The organism is Cellulomonas sp. SG140 (assembly GCF_025770785.1).
Taxonomy (GTDB): Bacteria; Actinomycetota; Actinomycetes; order Actinomycetales; family Cellulomonadaceae; genus Cellulomonas.
This window is the reverse complement of record NZ_JANZLA010000002.1, coordinates 395,372-408,261: the sequence shown is the minus strand read 5'-3', so window position 1 is coordinate 408,261 and position 12,890 is coordinate 395,372. Positions and strand designations below refer to the sequence as shown.

Sequence of the window (12,890 nt, the reverse complement as noted above, 5' to 3'; positions counted from 1 at the left end):
ACGGGTATGCAGCCGCGGCTGCACGGGGACGCGCCAGGCGCGCCGGCCATCCTACTGACCGGCCTCCGCGGTCGGCGGCTCGACCGGAACCTGGACGTCGGGCACCGGACGCCCGCCGGGAGCGGCCGGCAGGTGGTCCGTCGCGTCACCCGTCACCGCCGGGTGGCCGGTGGCGATCCGGGCCTTCTGGGTCGCCGCGTAGACGTCCACGTACTCCTGGCCCGAGATGCTCATCAGGGCGTACATGATCTCGTCGGTCACGGACCGGAGGATGAACCGGTCGTTCTCCATGCCGCGGTAGCGGCTGAAGTCGAGCGGCTCGCCGATCACGATGCCGATCCGCATCACCTTGGGGATCGTGCGGCCGATCGGCTGCGCGATGTTGGTGCCGACCATCGCGACGGGGATCACCGGAGCGCCGGACTCCAGCGCGAGCCGCGCCACGCCCGTCTTGCCTCGGTAGAGCCGGCCGTCGGGGCTGCGCGTGCCCTCGGGATAGATGCCGAAGAGCCCGCCTTCGCCCAACCGGCGCAGTCCCGTCCGCAGCGCCGCCTCCCCCGCCTTGCCACCCCCGCGGTCCACCGGGATGGTGCCGACGCCGCGCATGAAGCCCGCGGTCAGCCGGCCCTTGATGCCGCGGCCGGTGAAGTACTCCTGCTTGCCGATGAAGACGATCTCGCGCGAGAGCACGAGCGGCAGGAAGAACGAGTCGATGACGGCCAGGTGGTTGCTCGCCAGGATGGCGGGACCATCCGTCGGCACGTTCTCCACGCCACGGACCCACGGCCGGTACACCAGCCGCAGCAGGGGTCCGACGAAGATGCGCTTCATCAACCAGTAGAACAACGCTCAACTCCTCGACCGGGCAGCGGCGCAGCTCGACGTCCCTGTCGCGATGCCCTGGGGCACCACGCCGACTGCTGGGTCCGACTCTAGAGTGCATCCATGCCGCAGCGTCCCGACGACGACGCCGACGCCGGCGAGCCGGACCAGGCCGCCGTCGACGCACGCTGGGCACAGATCGTCGCAGAGCTCGCCGACCTCGAGACACCGTCGGCACACGTCGACCGCGCGGACCACCGGCCGGACGCCGATCGGGAGCAGCACGCCGCCGGCGTCCACCAGCCTCCTGCAGCGGCCGAGCTGACCGGTCGGGACTGGGACGGCAGCGCGCAGCAGGACGCGGCCGAGGCGGCCGTCGACGCGAGCGAGCACTTCGTCCCGCCCGACCCGGGTCCCGTGCTCGGTGGCGATCCCCTGCTCACGCTTGCCTGGACCGCGGCGATCGGGATGCCCGTCCTCTTCGTCGTCCTCGTGCTCGCCTGGCCGGACGCGCCGGGGTGGCTCCTGGCGATCGCCGGAGCCACGTTCGTCGCAGGGCTCGGCGTGCTCGTCTGGCGCATGCCGCACCGGCGCGACGAGGGGGACGACGACTCCGGCGCGGTCGTCTGAGGCGCGACCCCCGCTAGGACTCGAGCCGCGCCAGGTCGGCCGCGCCCACCATGCCGGCCTCGTTGCCCATCGAGGCGATGGCGAAGCGCGCCTCCGGGTGATGCCCACGCGCGGACAGGTGCTCGAGGAACGCGGTACGTGCAGGCGCCATCACCAGCTCGCCGGCTGCGGAGAGCCCACCGCCGACCACGAACAGCTCGGGGTCCAGGAGCGCCGCGACGGACGCGGCACCCTGACCGACCCACCGGCCGATGTCCGCGAGCAGCTCGATGGCCAGCTCGTCGCCCTCCTCGGCGGCCTGCGTGACGTGCAGCCCGGTGATCTTGCGCCACTTGCCGCCCGCGAGCTCGAGCAGCCGGGCCGCCCGGTCCGGGCGCTGCTGCGCGATCGCATGCGCGTCCCGCACGAGCGCGCTGCCGGACACGTACTGCTCCCAGCAGCCGCGCTGACCGCACCCGCACACGTGCCCCTCGGGCACCACGCGGAGGTGGCCGATCTCGGCGGCCACACCCCAACGGCCGCGCACCAGGCGCCCGCCCGAGACGATGGCGCCGCCGAGCCCGGTGCCCAACGTGAGCGTGACCATGTCGGTGACACCGTCTGCCACGCCGAACCGGTACTCGGCCCAGCCGGCGGCGTTGGCGTCGTTCTCGACGACGATCGGCACCTCGGTCCGCAGCGCCGTCGCCACGGCGTCACGCAGCGGGTGGTCTCGCCACGGAAGGTTCGGCGTGAAGCCCACCGTCGCACGGTCGGCCCCGATGAAGCCCGGAGCGGCCAGACCGATCGCGCCCACCTCGTAGTCGGCCATCAGCTCTCGGCAGACGTCGACCACACCCCGGTCCACGGTGGTCGCATCGGTCGGGTCCGTGTCCCGCCGGGTCTGCGCCAGGATCCGACCGTCGTCGTCGACGACGCCCGCAGCGATCTTGGTCCCGCCGATGTCCACACCGATGGCGTGCATGTGGTGCCCGTTCCCTCGTCCGTCCGCACCGACGTCCCGATGCGCGGGCCCACGCTAGCGCCCGCGGGGCGGGGCGAGCCGCAGCCTGCCGCCGACGACGTGCGGCCCCCCGCGACAAGTGCCAGGTCTGCCCGAGAGAGGGGGTCGAACGTCCCGTATCCTCGCGATACACGTCGTCGTCTGCCACTGGAGTCAGCATGGACGAGTCCTCCTCCCCGCTCGTGGTCGAGGTCGATCGGTCGCGGAACCTGAACGACCTCTTCGCGGAGCGGGTCGCGGCGACGCCGGACCGGGTCCTCATGGAGCGACGGTCCCCCGACGGCGGTCCGTGGGCCACGACGACGGCTCGCGCGCTGGACGCCGAGATCACGGCGGTCGCCCGCGGGCTCGTGTCCCGTGGGGTGCAGCCGGGCGACCGGGTCGGCATCATGTCCCGCACCCGCTACGAGTGGTCGCTCCTCGACTGGGCGATCTGGCGGGCCGGCGCCGTCACCGTGCCGGTGTACGAGACGTCCTCGGCCGAGCAGGTGCACTGGATCCTGTCCGACTCCACCGTCTCCCTGCTGGTGGTGGAGACGGCCGCCCACGCCGAGCTGGTCGACCAGGTCCGCGCCGAGGTGCCGCAACTGCGGGACGTGCTGGTGATCGACCACGACGCGGTGGCCGCGCTGGTGCGTGACGGCGCCCACGTCCCGGTCGAGGAAGTCGAGCAGCGCCGCCACCTCGCTCACCTGGACGACCTGGCCACGATCATCTACACGTCGGGAACCACCGGCCGGCCCAAGGGCGCCGAGCTGACGCACGGGAACTTCTACGAGCTCACGGTGAACGCCGTCGAGAAGCTGAACGTGGTGGTGCAGGGCGACGGTTCCCGCACGTTGCTCTTCATGCCGCTCGCGCACGTGTTCGCGCGGTTCGTGCACGTGCTGACCGTCGCGGCCGGGGCGACGCTCGGGCACACCGCCGACACCAAGACGCTGCTGCCCGACCTCGAGGCGTTCCGGCCCACCTTCGTGCTGTCGGTGCCACGAGTGTTCGAGAAGGTCTACAACTCCGCCGAGCAGAAGGCGGCAGCCGGCGGCAAGGGCGGCATCTTCCAGCGTGCCGCGAAGACGGCGATCGTCTACTCCCGGGCGCTCGACACCCCGGGCGGACCGAGCCGGTGGTTGCAGCTCCAGCACCTCGTGGCCGACGTCCTCGTGCTGCGGCGGATCCGGGCGGCGCTCGGCGGGCAGGCGCGGTGGGCGATCTCCGGCGGCGCGCCGCTCGGCGAGCGGCTGGGGCACTTCTTCCGCGGCACGGGGCTGCACGTGCTCGAGGGGTACGGCCTGACCGAGACCACGGCGCCCGCGACGGTGAACCTGCCCGACCGGTCGAAGATCGGCACGGTCGGTCCCGCGCTGCCCGGCACCTCTGTGCGGATCGCGGCCGACGGCGAGGTGGAGGTCCGCGGGATCGGTGTCTTCCGCGGGTACCACAACAACCCGGAGGCGACGGCCGCGGCGCTCGTCGACGGCTGGTTCCGCACCGGTGACCTCGGGGCCCTCGACGACGAGGGCTACCTGCGGATCACCGGCCGGAAGAAGGAGATCATCGTCACCGCCGGCGGCAAGAACGTGGCCCCCGCAGTGCTGGAGGACAGGCTGCGCGGGCACCCGTTGGTCAGCCAGGTCGTGGTGGTCGGCGATCAGCGACCGTTCATCGGAGCCCTCATCACGCTCGACCCCGAAGGCGTCCCGGGATGGCTCGCCGCGCACGGCAAGCCGCCGATGTCGCTGCAGGACGCAGCCAAGGACCCCGACGTGCTGGCCTCGCTGGACAAGGCCGTCGCGAGGACCAACCAGGCGGTGTCGCGAGCGGAGTCGATCCGCAAGTACCGCATCCTCGAGGGCGACCTCACCATCGCGAACGGCTACCTGACCCCGAAGCTCAGCGTGCGGCGCGCCGAGGTCCTCAAGGACTTCGCCCACGAGGTCGACGCGCTGTACGAGGGTCCGGTGCACGGCTGAGCGTGCCGTTCGCTCAGCCGGTCAGGTCGATCCGGAGCGGCGGCACCAGCCCTGACGCGGCCAGCACGTCGAGAGCGGCACGCTCGCCGGCGTCGAGCTCGACCGCGCCTCCCACGCCAGACGGCGTACCGGCCGGGACCATCAGGAACGTCACCACGCAGTCGGCGCACGCGGCGGGGCCCGCCGTGCACGCGTCGCAGTCGATGATCATGGCGCGACGCTAACGAGAGCCACCGACACGTCCGTCCGGTGCGCCTCGGCGGGGCTGTCGGTGCCCCTGGCTAGCGTGCCCGCCATGCACACGGACCACCGCCCGCGACCGTTGTGGGCCGGTCCTGCTGCCGGCGGCGCGCGTCCGGCCGGGACCACGGCGACGCAGCCGACGCTCGACGACGTCGGCACCCCGCTGGCCGAGGTCACGTTCGTCGTGGTGGACCTGGAGACCACCGGCGGGCGCCCGGGCGACAGCGCGATCACCGAGATCGGCGCCGTCAAGGTGCGCGGCGGCGAGGTGCTCGGCGAGCTCCAGACGCTCGTCGACCCGGGTAGTCCGGTGCCGCCCTACATCCAGGTGCTGACGGGGATCACGACGTCGATGCTGGTCGGAGCACCGCGCATCGAGCAGGTTCTGCCGTCGTTCCTCGAGTTCGCCCGGGGCGCTGTCCTGGTGGCGCACAACGCCCCGTTCGACGTGGGGTTCCTGAGGGCCGCAGCCTCGGCGACGGGACATGCCTGGCCCGGCTTCCGCGTGGTCGACACCGTCCGGCTCGCCCGCCGCGTGGTGACCCGGGACGAGGCTCCGAACCACAAGCTGTCCTCCCTCGCGGCACTGTTCCGGGCCACGACCACGCCGAACCATCGCGCGCTCGACGACGCACGGGCGACCGTGGACGTGCTGCACGCGCTGCTCGACCGGATGGGGCCGCTCGGCGTCACCCACCTGGAGGACCTGGCGGACGCCGCCGACCCGGTGCCGACCGACGTCCGTCGCAAGCGGACGCTGGCGGACGGACTGCCGGACGCGCCGGGGGTGTACCTGTTCCGCGGTCCCCGTGACGAGGTGCTCTACGTCGGGACCTCGACCACCTCCCTGCGCCGCCGGGTCCGCACGTACTTCACGTCCGCCGAACGGCGCGCGCGCATGTCCGAGATGGTGCGGCTGGCGGTACGCGTCGACCCCGTCGTCTGCGCCACCCCGCTCGAGGCCCGGGTGCGCGAGCTGCGGCTGATCGCCGAGCACGCCCCCCGCTACAACCGGCGGTCCCGCTCCCCCGAGCGCATGCCGTGGGTGCGGCTGACGTCGGAACCCTTCCCCCGGCTCTCGGTGGTGCGGCAGGTCCGGGACGAGCCGGGCGCCGCCTTCCTCGGTCCTTTCGCCTCCGGTGCCGCAGCGCAGCTCGCCGTCGAGGCGCTGCACGAGGCCTTCCCGGTCCGCCGGTGCACCCGTCGGCTGCCCGCCGTGGCACCGCCCGACGCGTCCGCGTGCGTGCTGGCGGAGCTCGGCCGTTGCGGTGCGCCCTGCATCGGCTCGCAGGACGTGGCGCAGTACGCCGCTGCGACCGAGCCCCTGCGGACCGCGATGACGGGAGACCCCGGCGCCGTCGTCCAGCACGTCGGGACCCGCATCGGAACCCTGGTCGCGCAGGAGAGGTTCGAGGAGGCAGCCGCCGAGCGAGACCGCTTGACGGCCTACCTGCGCGGCGCGACCCGCGTGCAGCGCACCACCCCCCTGGCTCGGTGCGCCGAGCTGGTCGCGGCCCGTCGGACGGACGACCACGGCTGGGAGATCGTGCTCGTCCGCCACGGACGGCTCGCCGGGACCGCACGCGTCGACCGCCACGTGGACCCGCGCCTGGCGATCGCCACCCTGCAGGCGACCGGCGAGCACGTCGACGCTCCCGTGGCACCGGCGGGCGCCGCGCACCCGGAGGAGACGGATCTGCTGCTCGCTTGGCTCGAGCAGCCCGGGGTCCGGCTCGTGGAGATCTCCGACGAGTGGTCGTGCCCCCTCCCCTCGGCCCAGGCCGTCCGGGATGCGGCGGCGGCCGTGGCGGTCGCGCTCGCCCTGCCGCCGACCGGCGACCAGTCCCTCGTCGACGAGCTCAGCGAGGCCGCGACGAGCGGCGCGAGACCACCCGACCGTCCGACGCGCTCGCGTGCGGCGGAGGGCACCCGTCGCACGGCATGATGACGACATGCTCACCGCGATCGTCCTCATCGACACCGACGCAGCCCGGATCCCGGAGGTCGCAGCCGCGATCGCGGAGATCCACGGGGTGACCGAGGTCTACTCGGTCACCGGCGAGGTGGACCTCATCGCCATGGTGCGGGTGCGGGAGCACGACGAGCTGGCGGACGTCATCGCCGACAAGGTCAGCAAGGTGGAAGGGGTCCTGCGGACGCAGACGTACATCGCGTTCCGCACCTACTCCGAGCACGACCTGGACAAGGCCTTCGCACTCGGCCTCGAGGACTGAGCTCAGCCCCTCTCCGCGGGTCGCACCGCGGCCGGAAGACGGGGCACCGGCCGGTCGTCCACGACTCGCCGTGCACGACCAGCGCCTGCGAGGACGCTGCGCCTTCCGCTCAGACGCCCACCGTGCGCCAGCGGTCCAGGACCCCGGCGGCCGAGCCGTCGTCCACCGACCGCTCGGCGTGGCCCATCGCCGCCCGGAAGCGCTCCGTCAGGGTGCCGTCGGCGGTGCCGGGCAGCGTGCCGTCGGCGACCAGGCCGGCTGACGCGTTGAGCAGCACGGTCTCGCGCACCGGCCCGCGCTTGCCGTCCAGCAGCTCCAGCACGACGCCCGCATTGTGCTGCGGGTCACCACCACGCAGGTCGGTGAGCGTGACGGGCGCGAGGCCGAGGTCCGCCACCCAGTCGACGACGCTCTCCGTCACCACGCCGCCGCGCACCTCCCAGACCCGCGACGGGCCGGTGGCCGCGAGCTCGTCCAGACCGTCACGCTCCCCCCGGAACACCAGCGCGTCGGTGCCCCGGGTGGCGAGCACACCGGCGACCAGGGGGGCCATCCGCGCATCGGCCACGCCGATCGCGGCGGCCTGCGGCTGCGCGGGGTTGGTCAGCGGGCCGAGGAAGTTGAACGCCGTCGCGACGCCTAGAGCGCGGCGCACCGGCCCGGCGTGCCGCATCGAGGGGTGGAACAGCCCCGCGAAGCAGAACGTGATGCCCACCTCGGTGGCGATCGGACCGACCCGGTCCAGCGGCTGATCGAGGCGGATGCCGAGCGCCTCCAGCACGTCGGCGGACCCGGACGCCGAGGACGCGGCCCGGTTCCCGTGCTTGACCACGGTGACACCCGCCCCGGCGATCACCAGCGCGGCCATCGTGGACACGTTGACCGTGAACGCGCGGTCCCCACCCGTCCCGACGATGTCGAGCGAGCGACCGGGGACCACGAACCGCTGGGAGTGCGCCAGCATCTCGTCCGCGAGACCGGTCAGCTCGGCCACCGTCTCGCCCTTGGCGCGAAGTGCCACCAGGAACCCCGCCATGCACGCGGTCGGTGCCTCGCCCCGCATGATCTCGCCCATGGCCCAGCGGGTCTGGTCGGCGCTGAGGTCGCGGCGGGCGATCAGCTCCGCGAGGACGTCCGGCCACGTGAAGGTCGCGGCGGTCTCGGTCATCGGGCGAGCGCGCTGCCCGTCAGCAGGGACTGCACGGCACGGTGCAGCAGCACCGGGTCGAGCGGGCGGCTGATCACCGCGTCAGCGTTGGACCACGAGGCGAGCCACGCGTCCTGCGGGCGACCGGTCAGCACCAGCACGGGCGGGCAGTCGTAGACCTCCTCCTTGAGCTGACGAGCAACGCCCATCCCGCCGACCTTGTCCGCCTCGCCGTCGAGGATCACCAGGTCCAGCTCGCCGCCCTCGACAGCCGAGTAGACGGCTTCGGCCGTGGCGACCTCGACCCACTCGATGTCCGGCTCGCCCCGTCCGAGCCGACGGCCGACGCCGAGCCGCACCTGGGCGCGCGCGTCCACGTCGTCGCTGTACAGCAGGATCCGGGGACCGGTCACGGTCTCCTCGTTCTCAGGCTCGACGCTGCTCATGGGCCGTCCTCGTTCGTCGTCGTGCGGGATAGCCGAATCTTGGCACGCCCGCCCGGTCGGAGGCTCCGGCGTCCGGCCGCGTCCCCGGGCCCGCGCGGATTCTGACGAGGTGACACTTCGAAGCCATCCGTCGTGGGCCTTAGGACCCATGCGAAGCGCTGATCCGCCATAATGGCGCGGTGTCGACCGCCACGGCTGCCCCGCGCACCACACCCCATGTGACCGTCAACCGCCCGAACCCGGTGTCGGTCGGCACGATCGTGTGGCTCGCGTCCGAGCTGATGTTCTTCGCCGGGCTCTTCGCCATGTACTTCTCCACGCGGGCGGCCGTCCCGAAGGTGTTCACCGAGGGTGCGGCGCACCTGAACGTGCCCTACGCGGTGGTCAACACCACGGTGCTGCTACTGTCCTCCGTCACCTGCCAGATGGGCGTGTGGGCGGCCGAGCGCTTCCAGCCCCGTCGCTCCGGGGCGCTGTGGCAGGTGAACCGATGGGGCCTGAACGAGTGGATCGCCCTGACGTACCTGATGGGTGCGGTGTTCATCGGCGGACAGGTCTACGAGTACGCCTCCCTGGTGCACGAGGGCATCTCCATCTCCTCGACGCCGTACGGATCCGTCTTCTACCTGACCACCGGGTTCCACGGCCTGCACGTGATCGGCGGCCTGATCGCGTTCCTGTTCCTGCTCGGGCGCTCGTTCGCCGCGAAGAGCTTCGGCCACCACGAGGCCACCACCGCGATCGTCGTGTCGTACTACTGGCACTTCGTCGACGTGGTCTGGATCGCGCTGTTCTCGATCATCTACCTGCTCCAGTGACCGCTGGTGCTCCTGTGACACCCGTTCCCCCACGCGAGACGAGGACCCATCAGTGAAGGCACTCGCGGCCCGCAGGCACGACCGGCGCGCGCCGGTGGTGCTGCTCCTGCTGGCGCTGCTGCTCGTGGGCGGGCTGTACGCCGCCCTGCAACCCGCTCCGGCAAGCGCAGCACCGCAGGCAGCATCGGCGAACGACGTCACCAACGGCGAGAAGCTGTTCGCGGCCAACTGCGCCACGTGCCACGGCATGGGCGCCACCGGCACGAACGCCGCTCCGTCCCTGGTGGGCGTGGGCGCCGCGGCGGTGGACTTCCAGGTGGGCACCGGCCGCATGCCGCTGGCGATGAGCGGCCCGCAGGCCCAGCGCAAGCCGGTCGTCTTCACCCCGGAGCAGATCTCGCAGCTGGCGGCCTACGTCGCGAGCCTCGGCCCCGGCCCGGCCATTCCCACCGCCGAGCAGGTCGACGCGAGCAAGGGTGATCCCGCCACCGGCATGGCGATCTTCCGCACCAACTGCGCGATGTGCCACAACGCCGTCGGCGCCGGCGGTGCCCTGAGCCAGGGCAAGTTCGCCCCGAACCTGTGGAGCACCAGCAACACCCACCTCTACGAGGCGATGCTGACCGGCCCGCAGTCGATGCCCGTGTTCAACGACTCGAACATCACCCCGCAGGAGAAGCGGGACATCATCGCCTTCGTCCGTCAGCAGGGCGGCACGCAGCCGGGTGGTCTGAGCCTCGGCAGCCTGGGTCCGGTGACCGAGGGTCTGTGGGCGTGGGTCGTCGGCATCGGCCTGCTGATCGGCGCAGCCGTGTGGATCGGAGCGAAGTCCTCGTGAGCACCATCGACAGGTACAGCGGGAGCTCTGACGAGCTCGCCTCGTCGGAGCAGCTGCCCGACAGGTTCCAGAACCCCGGCCTGCCGCCGCACCGGCCCCGCCGTGGCGACCTCGACCCGCGGGCCAACAAGACCTCCGAGCGGATCGTGCTCGCGCTGTTCGGTCTGTCGACGCTCGGCACCATCGGGTTCCTCGTCGCGTACTTCGCGCTGCCGACCGGGACGGACGCCGGGGGCATCCAGCGGTCGACGATGACGCTCGGCCTCGCGCTCGCCTTCGCCCTGCTCGGCATCGGCACCGCCGCGATCCAGTGGGCCAAGTCGATCATGAACGACCACGAGCGGGTCGAGGAACGACACCTGATGGAGTCGAGCCCGGCCGTGCGCGAAGGTGCGATCGCGAACCTCGAGGCGGGCGCCGCCGACTCCGGCCTGAGCCGGCGAGGCCTGCTCAAGAGCGCGATGATCGGCTCCCTCGCGCTGTTCCCGCTCACCATCGTGGTTCCCCTGATCGGCAACATCGGCGGGAACTGGAACGTCTCGACGTTCAAGCACACGATGTGGAAGAAGGGCCTGCGCCTGACGACCGACCCGACGGGGCGGCCGATCCGCGCGGCGGACGTCACCATCGGCTCGGTGGTCCACGTGATCCCCGACGGCCTGGACAAGGCCGCGAACCCGATGGACGAGAAGGCGAAGGCGATCGTCCTGCTGATCCGGCTGGACCCGCGGGACCTGCACGAGGCCGACGACCGCAAGGGCTGGTCGTACAACGGCATCGTCGCCTACTCCAAGGTGTGCACCCACGTCGGCTGCCCGGTGGCCCTGTACGAGCAGCAGACGCACCACCTCCTGTGCCCGTGCCACCAGTCGACGTTCGACGTGGCCAACGGCGCGAAGGTGGTCTTCGGCCCCGCGAAGCGGCCGTTGCCGCAGCTGCCGATCACGGTGGACAGCGAGGGCTACCTCGTGGCGCAGAGCGACTTCCACGAGCCCATCGGTCCGAGCTTCTGGGAGCGGCTGCGGTGACGACGACCTCCACGACCACATCCCGCCGGACGGCGACCGGCGGCTCGCAGGGTCCCGCCGCGGCCTCCGCCGACTGGCTGGACCAGCGCACCGGCATCGCGGTCGCCGTCAAGGGTCTGGCGCGCAAGATCTTCCCGGACCACTGGTCCTTCATGCTCGGCGAGATCGCCCTCTACTCCTTCATCACGCTGCTCATCTCGGGCGTGTTCCTGACGATGTTCTTCGTCCCGAGCACCAACGAGGTCACGTACAACGGCCCGTGGACGGCCCTGCAGGGCACGCGGATGTCGGAGGCGTACGCCTCGACCCTGCGGCTGTCGTTCGAGGTGCGCGGCGGCCTGCTGATGCGGCAGATCCATCACTGGGCCGCCCTGATCTTCATGGCCGCGATCGTCACGCACATGATGCGCATCTTCTTCACCGGTGCCTTCCGCAAGCCGCGCGAGATCAACTGGGTGATCGGCTTCACGCTGCTGGTGCTCGGCATGGCTGCCGGGTTCTCCGGCTACTCCCTGCCGGACGACGTGCTCTCGGGCAACGGCCTGCGCATCGCCCAGGGCATCACCCTGGCGGTACCGATCATCGGCACCTACGCCTCGTACGCCCTGTTCGGCGGCGAGTTCCCGGGGACGGCGCTCATCCCGCGTCTCTTCACCGTGCACGTGCTGCTGATCCCCGGCCTGCTGCTCGCCCTCGTCGGGCTGCACCTGGCGTTCGTGTTCCTGCAGAAGCACACGCAGTTCCCCGGCTCCGGCCGGACCAACACCAACGTGGTCGGCTATCCGCTCTTCCCGGTGTACGTCGCGAAGGCCGGCGGCTTCTTCTTCGTCGTCTTCGGCGTCATCGCGCTGCTCGGCGCGACGATGCAGATCAACCCGGTGTGGAACTACGGCTCGTACGACCCGTCACCGGTCTCCGCCGGCGCCCAGCCCGACTGGTACATGCTGTTCCTCGAGGGCGCCCTGCGACTGATGCCCGGCCAGGCCGAGGTGGTGCTCGGCTCCTTCACGGTGCCGCTCAACATCATCGTCCCGGCGATGATCCTGCCGGCGATCCTGCTCGGGGCCCTCGCGCTGTACCCGTTCGTCGAGGCCTACGCCAGCGGTGACCACCGCGAGCACCACCTGCTCGACCGGCCCCGCAACGCGACGTTCCGCACCTCGTTCGGCGTGTCGCTGCTGACGGCGTTCTTCGTCCTGGTGCTCGCCGGCTCGAACGACCTGATCGCCACCCAGTTCCACCTGTCGATCAACGACATCACCTGGACCTTCCGCGTCCTGCTGTTCGTCGCACCCGCGATCGCGTTCCTGGTGACCAAGCGCATCTGCCTCGGCCTGCAGCGCCGGGACCGCGAGCTGGTGCTGCACGGTCACGAGACCGGCCGCATCGTCCGGTTCGCCAGCGGCGAGTACATCGAGGTGCACGCGCCCCTCGACGAGGACGAGCGCTGGCTACGGGTGCAGCAGGAGCCCGTCCGCCCGCTGCAGATCGCACCCGCCGAGGACTCGCGCGGCGTGCGCCGCAAGGGGTACGCGGCAGACCGTCGGCGGCAGCGCCTCTCGCAGCTCTTCTACGAGGACCGCGTCGAGCCCGTCACCCCGCGCGAGCTCGCAGCGGCCCACGAGCACGGCGCCCATCCGGTGCTCGAACCGGCCGAGCAGACCGCCCAGATCAGCGCCGGGGTGCACTGACCGGTGTCCCGCGGCACGTT

Annotated in this window: 13 protein-coding genes; 8 read left to right on the top strand and 5 right to left on the bottom strand. The window is 71.8% G+C overall.

What is annotated here, in order from left to right; translation table 11 throughout:
• Window positions 1–51 precede the first annotated feature (51 nt).
• Window positions 52–846, bottom strand: coding sequence for a lysophospholipid acyltransferase family protein (locus tag N0B34_RS05730; protein WP_263730352.1), 795 nt, complete (start codon window positions 844–846; stop codon window positions 52–54).
• A 99-nt stretch (window positions 847–945) separates the two neighbouring features.
• On the opposite strand from N0B34_RS05730, the gene N0B34_RS05725 reads away from it, so the two are divergent.
• Entirely contained in the window at window positions 946–1,452 is a 507-nt protein-coding gene (locus tag N0B34_RS05725; RefSeq protein ID WP_263730351.1) for a hypothetical protein, read from the top strand.
• Window positions 1,453–1,465: 13 nt separating this feature from the next.
• Here the strand turns inward: N0B34_RS05725 and N0B34_RS05720 are convergent, their stop codons facing one another.
• Window positions 1,466–2,416, bottom strand: coding sequence for an ROK family glucokinase (locus N0B34_RS05720; RefSeq protein WP_263730350.1), 951 nt, complete (start codon window positions 2,414–2,416; stop codon window positions 1,466–1,468).
• A 197-nt stretch (window positions 2,417–2,613) separates the two neighbouring features.
• Between N0B34_RS05720 and N0B34_RS05715 the strand changes: the two genes are divergently transcribed.
• Window positions 2,614–4,425 carry an AMP-dependent synthetase/ligase gene (locus N0B34_RS05715; RefSeq protein ID WP_263730349.1) on the top strand — a complete coding sequence of 604 codons (1,812 nt, stop codon included), beginning with the start codon at window positions 2,614–2,616 and terminating at the stop codon, window positions 4,423–4,425.
• Between the two features lie 13 nt (window positions 4,426–4,438).
• Here the strand turns inward: N0B34_RS05715 and N0B34_RS05710 are convergent, their stop codons facing one another.
• Window positions 4,439–4,636 carry a hypothetical protein gene (locus N0B34_RS05710; RefSeq protein WP_263730348.1) on the bottom strand — a complete coding sequence of 66 codons (198 nt, stop codon included), beginning with the start codon at window positions 4,634–4,636 and terminating at the stop codon, window positions 4,439–4,441.
• 84 nt (window positions 4,637–4,720) lie between these two features.
• Between N0B34_RS05710 and N0B34_RS05705 the strand changes: the two genes are divergently transcribed.
• Window positions 4,721–6,613 carry a DEDD exonuclease domain-containing protein gene (locus N0B34_RS05705; RefSeq protein WP_263730347.1) on the top strand — a complete coding sequence of 631 codons (1,893 nt, stop codon included), beginning with the start codon at window positions 4,721–4,723 and terminating at the stop codon, window positions 6,611–6,613.
• Between the two features lie 7 nt (window positions 6,614–6,620).
• A complete protein-coding gene (locus tag N0B34_RS05700; protein WP_263730346.1) occupies window positions 6,621–6,902 on the top strand; it encodes an Lrp/AsnC family transcriptional regulator in 282 nt (93 codons plus the stop codon).
• A gap of 109 nt (window positions 6,903–7,011) precedes the next feature.
• Here N0B34_RS05700 and trpD read toward each other — a convergent pair whose 3' ends face one another.
• Together trpD and N0B34_RS05690 are read right to left on the bottom strand one after the other, a co-directional pair.
• Window positions 7,012–8,070, bottom strand: a complete 1,059-nt coding sequence (gene trpD, locus N0B34_RS05695; protein ID WP_263730345.1) for an anthranilate phosphoribosyltransferase — start codon at window positions 8,068–8,070, stop codon at window positions 7,012–7,014.
• Window positions 8,067–8,495, bottom strand: coding sequence for a hypothetical protein (locus N0B34_RS05690; protein ID WP_263730344.1), 429 nt, complete (start codon window positions 8,493–8,495; stop codon window positions 8,067–8,069). The genes trpD and N0B34_RS05690 overlap by 4 nt, the downstream gene beginning before the upstream one ends.
• A gap of 179 nt (window positions 8,496–8,674) precedes the next feature.
• Between N0B34_RS05690 and N0B34_RS05685 the strand changes: the two genes are divergently transcribed.
• Genes N0B34_RS05685 through N0B34_RS05670 form a run of 4 tightly spaced genes read left to right on the top strand, consistent with a single transcriptional unit; the run spans window position 8,675 to window position 12,870 of the window.
• On the top strand, window positions 8,675–9,313 hold the full coding sequence (locus N0B34_RS05685; RefSeq protein WP_263730343.1) for a heme-copper oxidase subunit III: 639 nt from the start codon (window positions 8,675–8,677) through the stop codon (window positions 9,311–9,313).
• A gap of 52 nt (window positions 9,314–9,365) precedes the next feature.
• Window positions 9,366–10,151, top strand: coding sequence for a c-type cytochrome (locus tag N0B34_RS05680; protein ID WP_263730342.1), 786 nt, complete (start codon window positions 9,366–9,368; stop codon window positions 10,149–10,151).
• Between the two features lie 5 nt (window positions 10,152–10,156).
• Window positions 10,157–11,179, top strand: a complete 1,023-nt coding sequence (locus N0B34_RS05675; RefSeq protein ID WP_263730498.1) for a ubiquinol-cytochrome c reductase iron-sulfur subunit — start codon at window positions 10,157–10,159, stop codon at window positions 11,177–11,179.
• Window positions 11,176–12,870 (top strand): cytochrome b, encoded by a 1,695-nt coding sequence (locus N0B34_RS05670; protein WP_263730341.1) that lies wholly within the window; start codon window positions 11,176–11,178, stop codon window positions 12,868–12,870. Before N0B34_RS05675 ends, N0B34_RS05670 begins: the two co-directional genes overlap by 4 nt.
• Window positions 12,871–12,890 lie beyond the last annotated feature (20 nt).